Origin of the sequence: Corynebacterium sp. (genome assembly GCF_022712275.1) — a bacterium.
GTDB lineage: Bacteria > Actinomycetota > Actinomycetes > Mycobacteriales > Mycobacteriaceae > Corynebacterium.
In genome coordinates this window covers 135,604-154,148 of the sequence record NZ_JALAGU010000022.1, presented here as the reverse complement: position 1 = coordinate 154,148, position 18,545 = coordinate 135,604, and the positions used below count along the sequence as shown (strand labels likewise).

The following is an 18,545-nucleotide window of genomic DNA, read 5'->3' as shown; positions in this document are numbered from 1 at the left end:
GGTGGCGGCGAGGTCGAGTTCGTGGCGGTTGATGCGTAGTTTCGCTGTCGCGGCGGGGTGGGGGTTGGTGACAATCGACCAGGACGGTGGTGGTGGAGACGGGGTGAGGAGGTTGTCCAGTAGGTCGATCATGTGTGTGGTTCGTCGGTGGACGAAGGTGTGGCGGTGCATGGTGTCTCCGGTGGTGGTGTGGGTGGAGAGTGTCTCGCTTCCTATGGTACATGCGACACCGAAAACATGCACGTGTTCGATTTACCTTACGTCGCGGTGGTGTGGACCCGAGGGATCACGGGTGCTCGGATGTGCGATGCTCGACATGCGGAGTGGCCTGGCACTTTTTCCCAATTACTTGACATCTCCCACAGTAGGACATACCCTCAACGGAATTAACCCCGCGTTCTGGTGAGTCACTCGGACACGCACCGCACCGACCCCTGAAAGGAATGGGTCCCATGTACGACCGACTCGCAGAGATCATCAACTGGTACTTTTCCCCGGTTCAGAGGGCGGGAGGCGCCGCCAGCACCGGACTGGGCGTCCTCCCGGCCCGATCGACGGCCAACTGACGAGAGTCCACGCCTGATCCGCCTGTCGCCATGTGACAGGCGGTTTTTCACGGGCCCGCCACCCCCGGATCGGACGCACCGACGGTTTATCCTGGCGCTATGGACCACATCACTCCGAACCGCATCGTTGTCGCCCTGGACTGCCCGGACGCTGTCGACCTCGCGGAATTCTACGCGACGCTGTTGGGGTGGGAAGTGGTACGACCCGGGCCCGACGAACCTGATGTCCTTCACCCGGAGTGGGTCTCGGACCGACCACCGGATGTCGCGGAGCCGGGATTCTCCCTCGGATTCCAACGGGTGGATGACTACCGTGCACCGGTGTGGCCCGAGGGGCCGGTGCCACAGCAGGCACACCTCGACTTCTGGGTGAGCGGTATCCCGGAGGCGGAGAGGACCGCCGTCGCGCTGGGTGCCTCCAGACATGCTGTGCAACCAGGGGAAGCGGACAGGGAAGGTTTCGTGGTCTTCCTGGACCCGGTCGGGCATCCGTTCTGCCTGTGCCGGTCCTGAGTGAATGTCGGTCAACAGGTACCGCCGGTTCTCACCCCCCGGATGGGGTCTCGGGAAAGACGGGAAGCATCCACTCAGTTGGAGGGACGGGGTACGTTCAGTCCGGAAGAACGAGAATTGAGGAGAACCCATGAGCTTCGTCGTCACGATCCTGGAATCGATCATCGGGCTGTTCACCCAGATCACCGGCTCACTGTTCAGCGGCGTCCCCGGACAGACCGTTGACTGTTCCGGGTGGGCGCCCGCAGAGATCTGGCCGGATGGAAGTCCGGTGGAATGGCTGCCGATCTGTGGTCAGGAGCACTGGACCAACCCCGTCAAGCCCGGGACTCCGTAGCCGGCACCCCGCCCGTCAGAAATCACCCGGCTGCATCTGGAACACCTTCAGCCCGACAGTCCGGTAGTGGTCCACCACCTGCTGCCGTTCATCGAGGCGGTAACGGATGCGGAAATGCCCCTCGATGTGATCCCGGACCAGAGTGTCCTTCACCATCCGGTCGGGACGCTGGTCCCCGGTCAGGCGCATGTGGAGTTGATCCCAGTGTCGACCGTGGCGGCGGACAGGGCGGACTGCACCGAGATGACGGCGTCCTCCTTCCGTTGTGTGCCGTGCTGGCCGATCCGCAGGGTGCGGCGGATATCGTCGCGGCTGATGTTCACCGCACCGGTCTCCGCACAGAAGGCCTCCGCCCACGTCGTCTTCCCGGAGGCGGGGAAACCCAGGGTGATGTGCAGCGTCGGCATCGGGGGAGAGGGAACCTAGACTTGGACGTCGGCGATGGAGGTCCGGATGAAGTCCTTCACCGCGTCGATGTCATTGGGCAGGTCGGTGACGTGCCGGTCGGCCGCGAGGATGTCGCGGAACCGCTCCGGGGTCATCGCCTCCGGCTCGGAACCGATGGACTCTCGGATGGTGCCGGCGAACTTCACCGGCAGCGCGGTCTCCAGGCAGATGACCGGGGCAGCGTCCGGGTGGGTGGCGAGGTAGTCGCGGGCGACCTTCACACCGTCAGCGGTGTGCGGGTCGACGAGTACTCCGGCGGACTCCCAGCAGTACCGGATGGTGTCGAGGCGGTCGGTGTGTGTGGAGGAGCCCGAGGCGAAGCCGTAGTCCTTGTCCACCTCCGGGAAGGCAGGGTCTGCGGCCAGGGAGAACCCGCCCTGCTTCACCTGGGTGCCGAAGAGGTCGGCGGTGCGGGCGGCATCGCGTCCGAGGACATCGAAGATGAACCGCTCGAAGTTCGAGGCCTTGGAGATGTCCATCGACGGGCTGGAGGTCGCCAACGTCTCAGCGGAGGTACGGACGCGGTAGTCGCCGGTACGGAAGAACTCGTCGAGGACGTCGTTCTCGTTGGTCGCGACAATGAGCCGGTCGATCGGCACACCCATCTGCCGGGCGATGTGGCCGGCGCAGACATCACCGAAATTGCCGGTCGGCACGCAGAAAGAGACCTTTTGCTCCACCGAGTCGGTGGCACGGATCCAGCTGGAGACGTAGTAGACGACCTGGGCCATCAGCCGAGCCCAGTTGATCGAGTTGACCGCACCGATGTGGTACTCGGCCTTGAATGCGGCATCCCCGGAGACACCCTTGACGATGTCCTGGCAGTCATCGAAGACACCGTCAAGGGCGATGTTGAAGATATTGGGGTCGTCCAGGCCGAACATCTGTGCCTGCTGGAAAGGCGTCATCCGGCCGGCCGGGGTGAGCATGAACACCCGGATGCCGGCGCGTCCGCGCATGGCGTACTCGGCCGAGGACCCGGTGTCGCCGCTCGTCGCGCCGAGGATGTTGATGGTCTCGCCGCGCTGGCGCAGCACGTATTCGAACAGCTCACCGAGCAGCTGCATGGCCATGTCCTTGAAGGCCGCGGTGGGCCCCTCGGACAGGTGGGCGATCTTCACACCCGGCTCCAGGTCGGTGACCGGGACGATCTGCGCGGACGCGAACTTCGGCGTGGAGTATGCCCGGGAGGTGATGCCCTCGAGGTCCTCGACGGGGATGTCGTCGTTGAACAGCGAGACGACCTCGGCGGCGAGAGCGGCGTAGCCCTCGTTGTCGAGGACGGAACGCCACCGGTCCAGCGTCGCGGAGTCCACCGACGGGTACTCCTGCGGCAGGTACAGACCGCCGTCGGGGGCCAGTCCGCCGAGCAGGATATCGGTGAAATCGACGGGCGTGGCCTGCGCATCGCGCGTGGAGATGTATTTCATGGCCCCCAGCCTACCGAGTGCGGTGCCCGGGTCTTTTCAAACCCCGGTAACATCGTCGCCTGTGCGAGTCATGCTGATCACCAACCCCTACGCCACCTCCACCACCGAGGAAGGACGGGAAGCCCTCACCGGGGCGCTGACGCAGCGCTACAACGTTGAGGCGGTGCCTACGACACACCGCGGACACGCCGCGGAACTCGGGGCCCGGGCAGCGGAGGAAGGCTTCGACGCGGTAGTCGTCCACGGTGGCGACGGCTCAGTCAATGAGACGGTCAACGGCCTGCTCGGGGCGCCGGACCGGTCCGACCGCCCCGCCGCGGCCGATCTGCCCGCGATCGGCGTGGTACCCGGCGGCAACGCCAATGTCTTCGCCCGGGCGCTCGGCATCGACCGGAGGTCGGACCGTGCCGTCGACCAGCTCTTCGCGGGGCTGGACCGCGGTTCCCGTCGCACGGTGGGACTGGGACACGCCCTCAACCGGTGGTTCCTGTTCAATGCCGGGATGGGCATGGACGCCATCGTCATCCGGCGGATGGAGGAGCAGCGCGCTGCGGGGAAGAAGATGACGAACCTGCGGTACGTGACGACGGCTGTGTCGTCGTTCCTGTCGACGAAGCACCCGTCGCCGACGTTCACCGTCGAGGTGCCGGGACACCCGGCGGTCGAGGGGGCGCGGTTCGGGTTCGTCAGCAACGCCAGCCCGTGGACCTATCTGGGGCCCCGGGCGATCCGGACGAATCCGGGCACCGACTTCGATCACGGGTTGGGCATTGCGGCGGCGACCTCGTTGTCGGCGTTCCGCAATCTCATGCTGGGGGCGCAACTGCTCGCCGGGTCCGCCGACCCCCGGGCAGCACATCTGTTCCGGGACGATGATGTCGAGCGGGTCGTGTTCACCAGCAATGAGCCGGCGGACGTGCAGATGGACGGTGACTACATGGGGATGCATCGGTCACTGGAGTCCGGGTGCGTCCACCATGTGCTGGACGTGGTCTGTCCGTAGGTCAGGTCAGGGCTGGTAGTTGGCGGCGGCGTCCGGGATGATCGCGTCGAGGATGCGGCTGACGATGTCCCAGTTGTTGTAGGCGGCCATGTCGGCGCGGCCGAGGAAGTCTGTGATGAGCGCGATGATATCCATGCATGTCACCATAACAGTGCCGTGTCATCTATGCGATACCAGTGTTACTGGTGTGACTGGTGGGGTTGATCAATCATCTGTGACCAGCGAAATTGCCTCAGCGAGAATGAGCGCCTATAGTATCCATCCGTTGCCGGCGATGTCCGGTGGACTTCTGCGTCATTAGCTCAATTGGCAGAGCAGCTGACTCTTAATCAGCGGGTTCGGGGTTCGAGTCCCTGATGACGCACTACACCACCCCCGACCAGGGATACCCGGTCGGGGGTTTTCCGTATCCGGCAGAAGGGGGAGCAGACCGTGGTTCAGGGCCCCACCCACGCGATGTCCGGAGCTGCCGCAGGACTCGTGCTCGCCACCACACTGCCCGTCGCCTGGGGTGGAGCCACGACCACCGCCGAGATCCTCGCCTACACGGGCATCACCGCGGGGGCAGCCCTGCTGCCCGACCTCGACGCACCCGGCTCCACGGTCGCCCGCGCCTTCGGGCCGGTCACCGGACTGCTCGCGCGCGCCGTGGCCTCCCTCAGCGTCCTTGTCGTCGACGTCACCGGTACCAGGAAGGACGCCAGGGTCCGAGGCGGACACCGCACCGTCACGCACACACTGTGGTTCGCCCTGCTCGCGGGATTCCTGGCCTGGAGTATCGGAGGCGCCTGCGGGGACAACGGAGTGGTCGGGATGCTGGTGTTCTTCTCCGGACTGGCACTAAGGGGACTGTTCCCGCAGTGGGCGAAAGAGAGGGCGGGACTGGTCGTGATCATCGCCGCCGCTGGTCTGGGGATCGCCGCCTACCAGACGGTCCCTGCCCTCCACACGCCCCTGATGCCGGCGTCCGCCGTCACCGCAGGTGTCCTCGTCCACCTGGCGGGGGACCTTATGACGAAATCCGGAGTGCCCCTGACCTCGCCGGTGATCCCGAGGGGCGGGAAACGCTGGTGGAACTGGACGCTGCCCGGTGTCGTGACCATCCGCACCTCGGGAGTCTGGGACCAGGCACTGCTGCTGGGCTTCACCGCCGTCGTCATCTGGCAGGTCTACCTGGTATTCCTGGGGCTGTGACGCCTATGACGCCCCCGACGCCCACCGACATCCACTGCGACGGCCTGGTCACCCGGTTGAAGTGGCACCGGGCCCGCCGTACCGCCGCGGATGCCCCGTTCACCCTCGACCGCATCGTCGAGGGGCTGGCGTGCGGGGCGAGTGTGGAAATCGACGTGCGTACCGGCCCCGGCGGAGAACCGGTGATCCGGCATGACGCCCTGCGGTGGTGGCGACGCGTCCCGACCAGGGAGTCGACTCAGCTGTCCGCGGTCGGCGAGGCACTGGTCGACCGGGGAGTCACGGCTCTCCCGGCCACCGCCCGGCTCCAGTTGGACATCAAGGACACCGCCGGGGTGCTCACGCCGGCGGTCGCGGAACGGATCGCCGTGGCCGTCGGCTCCTTCGCCGACGCGGTCATCGTCTCCGGCAACGACCCTGTGGCCGTCGCCCGGATCGCCGGACGGGATTCCCGCATGGCGACCGGTCATGACCCGTGCACCCGGTCTTCGGTGCGCCGCCTCCGCCGGGCCGGGGACGTCGACGGCTTCGTCACGGCGGCACTGGACGCCGACCGGGATGCCCGGATGATCTACCTCGACCGCCGGATCATCCTCGCAGTGGCGCAGACAGGTACGGATATCGTGTCGACCTTCCACGCCGCAGAACGGGAGGTGGACGCCTACACCCTCGAAGGTCCGGACACGGAGTCGCTCGGTCAGGCACGGGCGCTCATCGACCTCGGGGTCGACCAGATCACCACCGACGATCCGGAAGGGTTGTTCCGGGCTCTCATATCCGTCCCGCGTACTTGAGGTCGCTGCCCAGACGGGCCAGCAGCAGCCCGATGACGGAGAGCATGCTGATGATGGCGGCACCGACACCGGAGATCCAGGAGTCCGATTCACCGGCAGCCAGTCCGTAGACGATCGCACAGACCGCGACCACCGCGGAAACCACGAGGACCACCTGGTTGATCAACCAGAAGTAACGGTAGACGTCACGCTTGTCCAGAGGAGTGACGATGGTGTCCTCCACAGTGAGCTGATCGGGGATACCGTCGGAATCGGGACGACGGGGTGTGTTCTCGGAACTGTTCTCGGTCATACCTCCACGGTAGTTGTTCTGTGGCGGTTGCTGTGGCGGTTGCTGTGGCGGTTACGGTGGCGACGGGGCAGGGGCACACCCACCCCCGACTCGCCCAGGGCAGGGGGAGTAGGGTGGACGTCCGACATGCGTGCAGTGCGTCCGGTGATCCCGGGACCTGTACGGGTAACACCGGGGAGGCCGACTTCGCGCCGCCCATCAACCTCATCCGAAAGGACAACGCGACGTGCTGCGGACGCATCTGTGTGGCGACCTTCGCTCCGACGACACCGGAAAGGAGGTCACTCTCACCGGGTGGGTCGCCCGTCGGCGTGACCACGGTGGAGTGATCTTCATCGACCTGCGGGACCGCTCCGGTCTCGCCCAGGTCGTCTTCCGCGAGAATGAGATCGCCGAGCGTGCCCACGACCTGCGCAGCGAGTACTGCCTCAAGGTCACCGGGATCGTCGAGGCCCGTCCGGAGGGTTCCGAGAACCCGAACCTCTCCTCCGGCGCCGTCGAGATCAACGTCTCCGACCTGGAGATCCTCAACGAGTCCACCGCCCTGCCCTTCCAGATCGAGGACACCACCGGTGGCGAGGTCGGTGAGGAGACCCGTCTGAAGTACCGCTATCTGGACCTGCGCCGTGAACGTCAGGCCCGCGCCCTGCGCCTGCGGTCCAAGGTGAGCGAGGCAGCCCGCGGTGTCCTGTCCGTTGAGGACTTCACCGAGATCGAGACCCCGACCCTCACCCGCTCAACCCCTGAGGGCGCCCGGGACTTCCTGGTTCCGGCCCGCCTGCGTCCGGGCAGCTTCTACGCCCTGCCGCAGTCCCCGCAGCTGTTCAAGCAGCTGCTCATGGTCGCCGGCATGGAGCGCTACTACCAGATCGCCCGCTGCTACCGCGACGAGGACTTCCGCGCCGACCGTCAGCCGGAGTTCACCCAGCTCGACGTCGAGATGAGCTTCGTCGACCAGGACGACGTGATCGCCCTCGCCGAGAAGATCCTCGCCGCCGTGTGGAAGGAGATCGGTTACGACATCCAGACCCCGATCCCGCGGATGACCTACGCCGAGGCCATGGAGAAGTACGGTTCCGACAAGCCGGACCTGCGCTTCGACATCCAGATCACCGAGTGCACCGAGTTCTTCAAGGACACCTCCTTCCGCGTCTTCAAGGCTCCCTACGTCGGCGCCGTGGTCATGGAGGGTGGCGCCTCCCAGCCGCGCCGTACCCTCGATGCCTGGCAGGAGTGGGCCAAGCAGCGCGGAGCCAAGGGTCTCGCCTACATTCTCGTCGGCGAGGACGGTACCCTGACCGGCCCGGTCGCCAAGAACATCACCGACGCCGAGCGTGAAGGCATCGCAGCCCACGTCGGTGCCAAGCCGGGTGACTGCATCTTCTTCGGTGCCGGTGAGGTCAAGCCCTCCCGCGCCCTGCTCGGTGCCGCCCGTGGTGAGATCGCCGAGCGTCTCGGCCTCATCAAGGAGGGTGACTGGGCCTTCACCTGGGTCGTCGACGCCCCGCTGTTCGAGCCCGCCGCCGATGCCACCGCCTCCGGTGATGTCGCCCTCGGACACTCGAAGTGGACCGCCGTCCACCACGCCTTCACCTCCCCGAAGCCGGAGTGGATCGACTCCTTCGACGAGAATCCCGGCGAGGCCACGGCCTACGCCTACGACATCGTCTGCAACGGCAACGAGATCGGTGGCGGTTCCATCCGTATCCACCAGCGCGACGTCCAGGAGCGCGTCTTCGCGGTCATGGGCATCAGCGAGGAGGAGGCCCGCGAGAAGTTCGGCTTCCTCCTGGACGCCTTCGCTTTCGGCGCCCCGCCGCACGGCGGCATCGCCTTCGGCTGGGACCGCATCGTGTCCCTGCTGGGCGGCTACGAGTCCATCCGCGATGTCATCGCCTTCCCGAAGTCCGGTGGCGGAGTGGACCCGCTGACCGAGGCGCCGGCCCCGATCACCGCCCAGCAGCGCAAGGAAGCCGGCATCGACGCCAAGCTGAAGAAGCCGGATGCCGCCGCCCCGGCTGCCGAGTAGTTCTACCGACCACCTGCGTAAGGAACCGCCGTGCTGAGTATCGACACTGTCCTTGACCGGGCCGCCCATCTGCTGGGCCGCCGGTTCGGGGGCACCCCAGAGCTCACCCACCCCGAGGACCTCGGGGGATCCAGTGATTCCCTGGTCCTGCGCGCGAAAGTGACCCCGAACCCCTTCCTCCAGGAACGGTCCCTCGTCATCAAGCAGCTCCCCGCCGTGGCCGAGGGCACGCCTGAGGAGGCGGAGGCGAATGCGGCGATGATCCGTGAGGTCGTCGCCTACCAGTACACCAACACCCTCCCGTCGGAGAACCGGCCCGGTCCACTGCTGCTCGCCCATGACATCGACGAGCGCATCATCGTGCTCTCCGACGCCGGTACCGGCGAGAGCTTCTCGGACATCCTCATCATCGAGGACGCCGAGCGTCGGGCGTCGGCCCTCCGCAAGCTCGGCCGAGCCCTGGGCAGGATGCAGGTGGCCACCGCCGACGGTGAGGAGTCCTTCGACACCCTCAACCGGCGTCAGTACTCGCGCCACGACCTGCCGCCGGAGCAGGCGGGGGAGCGCGACGTCGATGTCGCGGCCCTGGTGTCCCAGGGTCTCGACCTGCTGCGCAGCAGTGGTGTGGAGATCAGCGACACGGTCGCCGGGTTCGCGGAGGAGGCGGGGCTCCGCCAGTCCCGCTCCCGACTGCGGGCCTTCAGCCCCTTCGACCTCACCCCGGACAACATCATGCTGTCCGACCGGGTCGTGTTCCTCGACTTCGAGTGGGCCGGTTTCCGCGACATCGTCTTCGACGTGGCCTGCGTGATCGCCGGATTCCCCCATGACATCAGCACGCCGTTGCTCGACGAGCAGGAATCCGCGGAGTTCATCGAGGCATGGTCCTCCGAGGTCGTCTCGGTGTGGCCGAATGTGCGCGACCGTGAGCGCCTCACCTACGCCCTGATGACCTCGCTCATCGCGTGGGCCCTGATGAGCCTGTCGCTGCTGTACCACGGCACCCTCGCCGTGATCGAGGACGCGGATTCCGCCGCCGACGGTGCCCGCAAGCTCGATCGACTGCCCGAGACCCACCTCGCGGACTTCGCGACGACCGTCGAATCCGTCCGCCGGTACGCCACGGCGGCCTCGGAGCAGGAGCGCGGTGACTCCCGCTACGGTGAGGTGGCCGGCTTCGCCGGGGCGCTGCTGTCCCGGCTCGCGGAGCTGGGGGCGGTCCCGCAGACCCGCACCGACATCCGGTCGCGCTGATCCCCGTGGACGACGGTCTCTTCGGCGTCGGGCAGCCGGTGGGCGGGGCCGGCGACCCGGTGCCGCCGTCGCGTTCGGCGGACGCCTACTTCCACCCCGGGGCACACGCCCCGTTGGCGGTGCGGATGCGTCCTCGCACCCTCGACGAGGTCGTCGGGCAGTCACACGTCCTGGGAGAGTCCTCGCCGCTACGGCGTCTCATCGACGGTCGCGGTGAATCCTCCGTGATCCTCTACGGTCCGCCCGGCACCGGGAAGACGACCGTGGCGTCCCTCATCGCCGGTAGCTCGGGACGCCGTTTCGAGGCGCTCTCCGCCCTGACCTCCGGGGTCAAGGAGGTCCGCTCGGTCATCGCCGACGCCCGTCGGCGACTCGCCGACGGGATCCCCACCGTGCTCTTCATCGACGAGGTCCACCGGTTCTCCAAGACACAGCAGGACGCCCTGCTCTCCGCCGTGGAGAACCGGACGGTCCTGCTCGTCGCCGCGACGACCGAGAACCCCAGCTTCTCCGTCGTCGCCCCGTTGCTCTCGCGCTCCCTGCTGGTCCAGCTCAGGCCACTCGCGCCGGCCGACATCTCCACGCTGCTACGCCGGGCGATCGAGGACCCGCGCGGCTACGACGGGAAGATCACCCTCGCCGACGAGGCATGCGACCGGCTGACCGCCCTGGCCGCCGGCGACGCCCGACGCGCCCTGACCTACCTCGAGGCCGCTGCGGAGTCCGTCGAGGACAGCGGTGGGGAAGTGACCGTCGACGTCGTCGCCCGGTCCACCGACAAGGCCGTAGCCCGCTACGACCGCGACGGTGACCAGCACTACGACATCGTCAGTGCCTTCATCAAGTCCATCCGCGGCTCGGACCCGGACGCCGCCCTCCACTACCTGGCCCGGATGATCGACGCCGGGGAGGATCCCCGGTTTATCTCCCGTCGGCTCGTCGTCCACGCCTCCGAGGACATCGGGATGGCGGACCCGACCGCGCTGCAGACCGCCGTAGCCGCCCACCAGGCGGTGAGCTTCATCGGTATGCCGGAGGGTCGCATCCCGCTGGCCCAGGCCACCGTCCATCTCGCCACCGCAGCGAAGTCCAATGCGGTCATCACCGCCATCGACGCCGCCCTCGCTGATGTCCGGGACGGCAAGGGGTCCGTGGTCCCGCCCCACCTGCGTGACGGTCACTATTCGGGGGCGGAGGGCCTCGGCAACGCCGTCGGCTACCGTTACCCCCATGAGGACCCGCGTGGCGTCCTCACCCAGGACTATCTGCCCGAGGACCTCTCCGACGCTGAGTACTACCACCCTACCGACCATGGCCGGGAACGACAGATCGCCTCCACCCTGGACACCCTGCGTGGGATAGTCCGCGGCGGCAGGTAGACTCTTCCCCGGTAAAGCCCCGAGACAAGCAAGAAGGTTTCCGACACCGTGCAGACGCATGAGATCCGCGAGCGATTCATCAACCACTACGTCAAGGCCGGTCACGCAGAGGTGCCCAGCGCCTCGCTGATCCTCGACGACCCGAACCTGCTCTTCGTCAACGCCGGTATGGTGCCCTTCAAGCCCTACTTCCTGGGCGAGCAGAACCCGCCGTTCCCCAACGGCACCGCGACCTCCATCCAGAAATGTGTGCGCACCCTCGACATCGAGGAGGTGGGTATCACCACCCGCCACAACACCTTCTTCCAGATGGCCGGCAACTTCTCCTTCGGCCAGTACTTCAAGGAAGGTGCGATCAGTCACGCCTGGTCGCTGTTGACCGATCCGGTCGACGAGGGCGGTTTCGGCCTGGACAAGGACCGTCTCTGGGTCACGGTCTACCTCGACGACGACGAGGCCGCCCAGATCTGGGAGGAGAAGATCGGTGTTCCCGCCGAGCGGATCCAGCGTCTCGGCATGGCGGACAACTACTGGTCAATGGGGGTCCCGGGCCCGTGCGGTCCCTGCTCGGAGATCTACTACGACCGTGGCGAGGAGTACGGCGAGTACGGCGGACCGGTCGTCGACGACACCCGCTACATCGAGCTGTGGAACCTCGTGTTCATGCAGAACGAGCGTGGTAAGGGCATCGGCAAGGATGACTTCGAGATCGTCGGTCCGCTGCCCAAGAAGAACATCGACACCGGTATGGGTGTCGAGCGTGTCGCCTGCATCCTCCAGGGTGTCGAGAACGTCTACGAGACCGACCTCCTCGCCCCGGTGATCAAGGTCGCCGAGGAGCTCACCGGCGCCACCTACGGCCGAAGCGAGCAGCTCATCAAGGCCGGCGACACCGAGTCGGCCGAGTACCACGCCGCGCACACCGATGACATCCGTTTCCGCGTCATCGCCGACCACTGCCGCACCGGTCTGATGCTCATCCTCGACGGCGTCACCCCGGGCAATGAGGGTCGTGGCTACATCCTGCGCCGTCTGCTGCGCCGCATCATCCGTTCCGCCCGTCTGCTCGGTGCCACCGGTGTGACCATGGAGAAGCTCATGGACACCGTGCGTTCCACCATGACGCCGTCCTACCCGGAGATCGCCGACAACTGGGAGCGCATCCGCGCCGTCGCCGTGGGTGAGGAGACCGCCTTCCTCAAGACCCTCGAGTCCGGCACCCGACTGTTCGAGACCGTCGCCTCCCAGGTCAAGGGTTCCGGCCTGACCGAGCTCAGCGGAGATGCCGCGTTCTCGCTGCACGACACCCACGGGTTCCCGATCGACCTCACCGTCGAGATGGCGGCCGAATCCGGGCTGACCGTGGACAAGGAGGGCTTCGACGCTCGCATGGCCGAGCAGAAGGCCCGGGCGAAGGCAGACAACCGTGCCAAGAAGCACGACCATGCCGACGTCGCCGTCTACCGGCCCTTCGTCGACAACCACCCGACCGTCTTCCTCGGCTACGACAGCACTGAGGCTGAGGGATCCATCCTCGGTATCGTCGCCGAGGGTGCTCTCGTCGAGCGTGTCGGCGAGGGGCAGAAGGTCCAGCTCATCCTTGACCGGACCCCCTTCTACGCCGAGGCCGGTGGACAGCTCGCCGACCGTGGCCGGATCACCGGCACCGGCGGCGCCGCGACCGTGGAGGACGTGCAGAAGACCGGTAAGAAGGTCTGGCTGCACAATGTCACCGTCACCGGCGGTGAGTTCGCCGTCGGCCAGCGGGTCACCGCCACCGTCGACCCCACCTGGCGTCACAAGGCCCGCCAGGCGCACTCCGGAACGCACATGATCCACGCCGCCCTGCGCCAGGTGCTCGGCCCGACCGCTGTCCAGGCCGGTTCGCTGAACAAGCCCGGCTACCTGCGCTTCGACTTCAACTACGGTGAGCAGCTCACCGCCGACCAGCTGCGTCGCATCGAGCTCATCGCCAATGAGGCGGTGGACGCCGACTACCAGGTCAACACCATCGAGACCAGCCTCGACGAGGCCAAGGCGATGGGTGCGATGGCGCTGTTCGGCGAGAACTACGGTTCCGAGGTGCGCGTCGTCGAGATCGGCGGCCCGTTCTCCATGGAGCTGTGCGGTGGTATCCACGTCGAGCACTCCTCGCAGATCGGCCCGGTGGCCGTGCTCGGTGAGTCCTCGGTCGGCTCCGGTGTCCGTCGTATCGAGGCCTACAGTGGTGTGGACTCCTTCCGCTTCCTCTCCGACCAGTACAAGCTCTCCAGCGCGCTGGCGTCTCGCCTACGCATCCCGTCCGAGGAGCTGCCGGACCGGGTGGAGGCACTGACCGCGCGCCTGAACGAGGCGGAGAAGCGTCTCGCCCAGTTCCGCACCGCAGAGCTGTCCGCGAAGGTCGGCGACTACCTCCTGCAGGCCACCGTGATCGGCGATGTCCGCGTCGTCTCGGCCCGCGTCCCGGACGGTATCGCTGCAGCTGACCTGCGCACCCTCGCCACCGAGGCGAAGTCCCGCGCCGGTTCGGAGGCGGGTGTGATCTTCTTCATCTCCGCCGACCCGGAGTCAGGCAAGGTGCCGTTCATCGCCGCCGCCACCGATGCCGCCGTCGCCGCCGGCGTCAAGGCCGGGGACATCATCAGGACCGTCGCCCCCTACATCGGTGGACGCGGTGGCGGCAAGCCCGCCATGGCCCAGGGCTCCGGTTCCGACGCCGCCGGTATCGACACAGCCGTCAAGGCTGTGCGCGACGTCGTCGCCGACGCCACCGGCGCCAAGTAGGACGCGGGGTCGACGTGACTGAGCAGCGGCAGCAGCGGCCGGATCCGGTGCCGGACCGCCCCGGTGAGGACGATCCGGGTCGGGGTCGACGCCTCGGTCTCGATGTCGGCACCGTACGGATCGGGGTCTCGCTGTCCGACCCCGACGGCATCCTCGCCACACCACTGGAGACCGTGCAGGCGGACAGGGCCAGCGGCGCCTGGCCCGGGGAGGAGTTCGACCACGTGCTCGAGCTCATCGCCGAGAACTTCGTCGTCGAGGTCGTCGTCGGTCTGCCCGTGTCCTTGCGGTCCCATCGCACGCAGTCGACCCGCCGGGCGGAGAACTACGCCACCAGGCTGCGGAAGACGCTCGACATCCCCGTCCGGCTTGTCGATGAGCGCATGTCGACCATGGCCGCGACGAACGCCATGCACGCCTCAGGGGTGAACCAGAAGAAGGGGCGGTCGCGCATCGACCAGGCCGCTGCCGTGCACATTCTGCAGGGGTGGTTGGACGCGCGGAAGGCGTTTCTCGCGAGACACGACGGGTCAGATAACGATTCGTGATCTTTTTGTGCGAGAATGATCGACTGAGAATGCAGTATCCCCTGTGAGCACCCCCGTGCTCTGGAAAGGCGCGGAGAACTACAGCAATGCCGAGTACAACCTCCATCTCCCCGAGATACCGTCGTCGCCGTCAGTGGTCCATCGCCGTCGGCGCGGCCCTGGTCATCCTCCTGGTCTTCGTCGTCGCCTATGTCTACTGGCAGCGCGAGGTCGTCGGAACCAGGGACTATGACGGTGACGGCAACGGCAAGGTCGTCCTGGTGCGTGTCGAGGACGGAGACACCGTCTCCGGCCTTGTCCCGCAGCTTCTCGACGACAATGTGGTGGGTTCCCGTTCCGCGATGATCAGCGCCGCCGACCGCGCCGAGCAGGCGGGTGAATTCCGCGACCTACAGGCCGGTTACTACGCACTGCAGGAGAAGATGTCGGCGGACTCCGCCCTCGACGCCCTCACGGACGACGAACGCCGGCTCGGCGTCATCGACGTGCCCAACGGTTCCACTCTCGACGACACCACCGTCGTCGGTGGTGACCCACGCACCGGCATCCTGTCGATGATCGCCCAGAACTCCTGCCGTGAAGGTCTCACCGACGGCCTCGAGAACTGCGTGACCGTCGATCAGTTCCATGAAGTCATCGCCTCGACCGCCCCCGCCGAGCTGGGCGTCCCCGACTGGGCCGCCACCGAGGTCGACGCCCGTGGTGATGACGGCCGACGTATCGAGGGCCTCATCTCGCCCGGCATCCACGTCTTCAATCCGACCGCTGAGCCGGTGGACATCGTCCGTGAACTGGTGACCTCATCCGTCACCGAGTACGAGGGCACGGGTCTGGTGGAGATGGCCTCGAATGTCGGCCTGACGCCCTACCAGGTGCTCACCGCCGCGTCGCTCGTCGAGCGCGAGGCCCCCGCCGGTGACTTCGACAAGGTCGCCCGCGTCATCCTCAACCGCCTCAATGAAGACCAGATGCTCCAGTTCGACTCGACCGTCAACTACGACGTCGACGAGCAGGAGGTCGCCACCACCGACGAGGACCGCGAGCGTCAGACCCCGTGGAACACCTACGCCAAGAAGGGTCTACCGGACACCCCGATAGCCTCGCCCGGTGTGGAGGCGCTGCAGGCCGTCGAACGCCCCGCCGAGGGCGACTGGCTCTACTTCGTGACCGTCGACCAGGAGGGCACCACGGTGTTCAACCGCGACTTCCAGGCCCACGAGGACGCCATCGAGGAATCCCGCGCCAACGGGGTGCTCGACAGTGCCCGGTAGTCCGTCCGCAGACGTCTACGACGTCGAAGGCTTCCTCGCCCTCGCCGCCGGCTCTCCGCACCTCACCCTCTGCGCGGTGCTCGGCCGACCGGTCGCACATTCCCTGTCCCCGGTAATCCACGCCGGTGCCGCAGAGGACGCGGGAACCGTCCCCGGTTTCCGGTACGTCCGGGTCGAGGCGGGGGAGAAGGACGAGATCCGGCGTCTGCTCACCGGCTCGCCCGCCTGTGTGGCGGGATTCTCCGTCACCATGCCGGGTAAGCCCCACGCCCTGGCTCTCGCCGACGAGGTCACAGGCCGGGCCACCGCCATCGGCAGCGCCAATACCCTGGTGCCGCTGCGTGACGGCAACGGTGCACCCACCGGACGGTGGCGGGCCGACAACACCGATGTCGTCGGCGTGACGGCCTGTCTCGACGCCGTCCTCGGCAAGGCGTTGCCCACCCGTGCGGCTGTCGTCGGCAACGGCGGAACCGCCCGTCCGACCGTGGCCGCCTTCGCGGCCCACGGCGTCCGTCGGGTGGACGTCCTCGCCCGCTCCGACAAGGCGCTCAACCTCAGGGATCTCGTCGAAGGCTACGGGATGGAGTTCTCGTGGACCCGGCTGGATGCCCCGGAGCTAGCCTCAGTGGCCGCCGGATGTGACGTGCTGGTCTCCACCGTCCCGGAGTCCGCGGCCGGTGGATACACCGGTGAGTTGTCCCGGGCCGGTGCGGTCGTCGACGTGGTCTATGACCCGTACCCCACCCGCCTGCTGACCGAGGCCGTGGCCGCGGGACGTCCCGTCGCTGACGGTCTGCTGATGCTGGCCGGGCAGGGTGCCGAGCAGTTCCGGCAGTTCACCGGTGCCACCGCCTCCGCTGAGGCCATGTACGCTGCACTGCAGAGACACCTCGAGCTCCGCGGTAGATGAGCCGGGGTCCCGGGGACCGGGGACAACAGGGGGGAGAAGCACGGTGTGGGGGACTCTGTGGGCGGCGGCGGTACCGACTGCGGCACTGGTCTGGACGGTCGCGCTGAGTGTCAGCGATCTGCGGCAGCGTCGACTGCCCGATGTCCTGACCCTGTCCGCTGCGGCGGTGGTGTGGGGGTGGTGCATCCTCGACGGCCGTCTGTGGGCGTTGACCGGGGCTCTGGCCTGGTGGGCCCTGTGCACGGTGCCCGGGAAGGTGAGCCGTCGGTTGCGCATCGGCGGGGGAGACGCCAAGCTCGCGCTCTCTCTCGGGGCGGTGGCGGCCGCCGTCGGTGGTCCCGTCGGATGGTGGATCGCCGTCACGGTGTCCTCGGTGGTGACTCTGTGTCTCGGGCTCATGCCGCGCGGGACGTGGGTGGACAGGCGGAGGCTGCCGCACGGTCCGGGGATGCTGTCGGGAACCTGGCTCAGTGTCCTTCTCACGATGTGACACGACGTGCCGGGGAGCGTTCCACCCCGTGAGGTGGGGTCATGTGACGTCCGGAACACAGACGTGCCACAATAAGCGCATGCTTCGTTGGACGACTGCCGGGGAATCCCACGGCCAGGCCCTTGTCACCATCGTGGAGAACATGCCCGCCGGCGTGCCCGTCACCCGTGCGGACGTCTCCCGTGAACTCGCACGCCGCCGTCTCGGCTACGGCCGCGGCGCCCGGATGAAGTTCGAGGCCGACGAGGTCACCTTCCTGGGTGGCGTCCGGCACGGACTGACGCTCGGCTCCCCGGTCGCGGTGATGGTCGGCAACACCGAGTGGCCCAAGTGGACCACCATCATGTCCGCTGATCCGGTGGACCTCGACGACCCCGGGACAGTCAAGGAGATGAACTCCGGACGCGGCGCGCGGCTCACCCGGCCGCGACCCGGTCACGCCGACCTCTCCGGAATGCTGAAGTACGGCCACACCGAGGCCCGGCCGATCCTCGAACGCTCCAGCGCCCGCGAGACCGCCGCCCGGGTCGCCGCCGGGACGGTCGCCCGCGCCCTGCTGCGCGAGGTCACCGGTTCCGAGGTCGTCAGTCACGTCATCTCCATCGGCCCGTCCGACACCTACGAGGGCCCCGCGCCGACCGCCGCCGATCTGGACGCTGTCGACGCCTCCCCGGTCCGTGCCTTCACCGCGCAGACCGATGCCCACGAGAAGTCCATGATCGAGGAGATCGAGAAGGCGAAGAAGTCCGGCGACACCCTCGGCGGCATCGTCGAGGTCGTCGTCACCGGCCTGCCGGTCGGTCTGGGCAGCCACACCGCCTGGGACGCACGCCTCGACGGCCAGCTGGCCCAGGCTCTGATGAGCATCCAGGCCATCAAGGGTGTCGAGGTCGGCGACGGCTTCGCCGAGGCCCGCCGCCGTGGTTCCGAGGCCCACGACGAGATCTTCGTCGGTGAGGACGGCGTCGAGCGCCACACGAACCGGGCCGGCGGCCTGGAGGGTGGTATGACCAACGGTGAGCCGCTGCGGGTGCGTGCCGCCATGAAGCCGATCTCCACGGTCCCGCGTGCCCTGGCCACCGTCGACACCGACACCGGAAAGAAGGCCACCGGCATCCACCAGCGCTCGGACGTCTGTGCGGTCCCGGCTGCCGGTGTCGTCGCCGAATCCATGGTGGCCCTGGTCATCGCCCGCTCCCTGCTCGAGAAGTTCGGCGGGGATTCGCTGGCGGAGACGAAGCGCAACTACGCCGCCTACCTCGCCGAGGTCGAGTCCCGGCTGCGCTGGGACGAGAACTGAC

Annotated in this window: 19 protein-coding genes and 1 tRNA gene; 15 read left to right on the top strand and 5 right to left on the bottom strand. The window is 67.4% G+C overall.

Going from position 1 to position 18,545, the window contains the following annotated elements; translation table 11 throughout:
* Window positions 1-665: 665 nt before the first annotated feature.
* Together Q0A27_RS04620 and Q0A27_RS04615 are read left to right on the top strand one after the other, a co-directional pair.
* On the top strand, window positions 666-1,079 hold the full coding sequence (locus tag Q0A27_RS04620) for a VOC family protein (protein WP_291473886.1): 414 nt from the start codon (window positions 666-668) through the stop codon (window positions 1,077-1,079).
* Window positions 1,080-1,209: 130 nt separating this feature from the next.
* Complete coding sequence (locus Q0A27_RS04615) at window positions 1,210-1,416, top strand: hypothetical protein (protein ID WP_291473885.1); 207 nt, start codon at window positions 1,210-1,212, stop codon at window positions 1,414-1,416.
* A 15-nt stretch (window positions 1,417-1,431) separates the two neighbouring features.
* Here the strand turns inward: Q0A27_RS04615 and Q0A27_RS04610 are convergent, their stop codons facing one another.
* From Q0A27_RS04610 to thrC, 3 genes are read right to left on the bottom strand one after another with little or no spacing between them, the layout of a single operon-like run.
* Window positions 1,432-1,605: a hypothetical protein gene (locus Q0A27_RS04610; protein ID WP_291473884.1), complete on the bottom strand. Its 174-nt coding sequence runs from the start codon at window positions 1,603-1,605 to the stop codon at window positions 1,432-1,434.
* Window positions 1,596-1,823 carry an AAA family ATPase gene (locus Q0A27_RS04605; RefSeq protein WP_291473883.1) on the bottom strand — a complete coding sequence of 76 codons (228 nt, stop codon included), beginning with the start codon at window positions 1,821-1,823 and terminating at the stop codon, window positions 1,596-1,598. The genes Q0A27_RS04610 and Q0A27_RS04605 overlap by 10 nt, the downstream gene beginning before the upstream one ends.
* Window positions 1,824-1,838: 15 nt before the next feature.
* A complete protein-coding gene (gene thrC, locus Q0A27_RS04600; protein WP_291473882.1) occupies window positions 1,839-3,293 on the bottom strand; it encodes a threonine synthase in 1,455 nt (484 codons plus the stop codon).
* Between the two features lie 70 nt (window positions 3,294-3,363).
* Here thrC and Q0A27_RS04595 point away from each other — a divergent pair, with 70 nt between their 5' ends.
* Entirely contained in the window at window positions 3,364-4,296 is a 933-nt protein-coding gene (locus Q0A27_RS04595) for a diacylglycerol kinase family protein (protein WP_291473897.1), read from the top strand.
* Between the two features lie 6 nt (window positions 4,297-4,302).
* Here Q0A27_RS04595 and Q0A27_RS04590 read toward each other — a convergent pair whose 3' ends face one another.
* Window positions 4,303-4,431, bottom strand: a complete 129-nt coding sequence (locus tag Q0A27_RS04590; protein WP_291473881.1) for a hypothetical protein — start codon at window positions 4,429-4,431, stop codon at window positions 4,303-4,305.
* A gap of 156 nt (window positions 4,432-4,587) precedes the next feature.
* On the opposite strand from Q0A27_RS04590, the gene Q0A27_RS04585 reads away from it, so the two are divergent.
* The 3 genes from Q0A27_RS04585 (at window position 4,588) to Q0A27_RS04575 (ending at window position 6,284) form a co-directional block, all read left to right on the top strand.
* Window positions 4,588-4,660: transfer RNA gene (locus Q0A27_RS04585), tRNA-Lys, on the top strand.
* A gap of 68 nt (window positions 4,661-4,728) precedes the next feature.
* Entirely contained in the window at window positions 4,729-5,490 is a 762-nt protein-coding gene (locus tag Q0A27_RS04580) for a metal-dependent hydrolase (protein WP_291473880.1), read from the top strand.
* Between the two features lie 5 nt (window positions 5,491-5,495).
* Window positions 5,496-6,284, top strand: a complete 789-nt coding sequence (locus Q0A27_RS04575) for a hypothetical protein (RefSeq protein WP_291473879.1) — start codon at window positions 5,496-5,498, stop codon at window positions 6,282-6,284.
* Here Q0A27_RS04575 and Q0A27_RS04570 read toward each other — a convergent pair.
* Window positions 6,262-6,576: a hypothetical protein gene (locus Q0A27_RS04570; RefSeq protein ID WP_291473878.1), complete on the bottom strand. Its 315-nt coding sequence runs from the start codon at window positions 6,574-6,576 to the stop codon at window positions 6,262-6,264. The two genes, Q0A27_RS04575 and Q0A27_RS04570, sit on opposite strands and share 23 nt — an antisense overlap.
* Window positions 6,577-6,802: 226 nt before the next feature.
* On the opposite strand from Q0A27_RS04570, the gene aspS reads away from it, so the two are divergent.
* The 9 genes from aspS to aroC all read left to right on the top strand — a co-directional run bounded on the left by aspS (window position 6,803) and on the right by aroC (window position 18,544).
* Window positions 6,803-8,605 carry an aspartate--tRNA ligase gene (aspS, locus tag Q0A27_RS04565; RefSeq protein WP_291473877.1) on the top strand — a complete coding sequence of 601 codons (1,803 nt, stop codon included), beginning with the start codon at window positions 6,803-6,805 and terminating at the stop codon, window positions 8,603-8,605.
* Window positions 8,606-8,635: 30 nt separating this feature from the next.
* Complete coding sequence (locus Q0A27_RS04560) at window positions 8,636-9,859, top strand: phosphotransferase (RefSeq protein ID WP_291473876.1); 1,224 nt, start codon at window positions 8,636-8,638, stop codon at window positions 9,857-9,859.
* 59 nt (window positions 9,860-9,918) lie between these two features.
* On the top strand, window positions 9,919-11,238 hold the full coding sequence (locus tag Q0A27_RS04555; RefSeq protein WP_291473896.1) for a replication-associated recombination protein A: 1,320 nt from the start codon (window positions 9,919-9,921) through the stop codon (window positions 11,236-11,238).
* A 48-nt stretch (window positions 11,239-11,286) separates the two neighbouring features.
* Window positions 11,287-14,022, top strand: a complete 2,736-nt coding sequence (alaS, locus tag Q0A27_RS04550) for an alanine--tRNA ligase (protein WP_291473875.1) — start codon at window positions 11,287-11,289, stop codon at window positions 14,020-14,022.
* 47 nt (window positions 14,023-14,069) lie between these two features.
* Window positions 14,070-14,570 carry a Holliday junction resolvase RuvX gene (gene ruvX / locus Q0A27_RS04545; RefSeq protein WP_291473895.1) on the top strand — a complete coding sequence of 167 codons (501 nt, stop codon included), beginning with the start codon at window positions 14,070-14,072 and terminating at the stop codon, window positions 14,568-14,570.
* Between the two features lie 86 nt (window positions 14,571-14,656).
* Entirely contained in the window at window positions 14,657-15,841 is a 1,185-nt protein-coding gene (mltG, locus tag Q0A27_RS04540; RefSeq protein ID WP_291473874.1) for an endolytic transglycosylase MltG, read from the top strand.
* A complete protein-coding gene (locus tag Q0A27_RS04535) occupies window positions 15,831-16,754 on the top strand; it encodes a shikimate dehydrogenase (protein ID WP_291473873.1) in 924 nt (307 codons plus the stop codon). The genes mltG and Q0A27_RS04535 overlap by 11 nt, the downstream gene beginning before the upstream one ends.
* Window positions 16,755-16,797: 43 nt before the next feature.
* Complete coding sequence (locus Q0A27_RS04530; RefSeq protein WP_291473872.1) at window positions 16,798-17,244, top strand: A24 family peptidase; 447 nt, start codon at window positions 16,798-16,800, stop codon at window positions 17,242-17,244.
* Window positions 17,245-17,323: 79 nt separating this feature from the next.
* On the top strand, window positions 17,324-18,544 hold the full coding sequence (gene aroC / locus Q0A27_RS04525) for a chorismate synthase (RefSeq protein WP_291473871.1): 1,221 nt from the start codon (window positions 17,324-17,326) through the stop codon (window positions 18,542-18,544).
* Window position 18,545: the final 1 nt, after the last annotated feature.

Bases quoted from the DNA above. Each gene is read 5' to 3' on its own strand.
- Q0A27_RS04620 (WP_291473886.1), top strand. From the start codon at position 666: ATGGACCACATCACTCCGAACCGCATCGTTGTCGCCCTGGACTGCCCG.
- Q0A27_RS04615 (WP_291473885.1), top strand. From the start codon at position 1,210: ATGAGCTTCGTCGTCACGATCCTGGAATCGATCATCGGGCTGTTCACC.
- Q0A27_RS04610 (WP_291473884.1), bottom strand. From the start codon at position 1,605: ATGCGCCTGACCGGGGACCAGCGTCCCGACCGGATGGTGAAGGACACT.
- Q0A27_RS04605 (WP_291473883.1), bottom strand. From the start codon at position 1,823: ATGCCGACGCTGCACATCACCCTGGGTTTCCCCGCCTCCGGGAAGACG.
- thrC (WP_291473882.1), bottom strand. From the start codon at position 3,293: ATGAAATACATCTCCACGCGCGATGCGCAGGCCACGCCCGTCGATTTC.
- Q0A27_RS04595 (WP_291473897.1), top strand. From the start codon at position 3,364: ATGCTGATCACCAACCCCTACGCCACCTCCACCACCGAGGAAGGACGG.
- Q0A27_RS04590 (WP_291473881.1), bottom strand. From the start codon at position 4,431: ATGGATATCATCGCGCTCATCACAGACTTCCTCGGCCGCGCCGACATG.
- Q0A27_RS04575 (WP_291473879.1), top strand. From the start codon at position 5,496: ATGACGCCCCCGACGCCCACCGACATCCACTGCGACGGCCTGGTCACC.
- Q0A27_RS04570 (WP_291473878.1), bottom strand. From the start codon at position 6,576: ATGACCGAGAACAGTTCCGAGAACACACCCCGTCGTCCCGATTCCGAC.
- mltG (WP_291473874.1), top strand. From the start codon at position 14,657: ATGCCGAGTACAACCTCCATCTCCCCGAGATACCGTCGTCGCCGTCAG.
- aroC (WP_291473871.1), top strand. From the start codon at position 17,324: ATGCTTCGTTGGACGACTGCCGGGGAATCCCACGGCCAGGCCCTTGTC.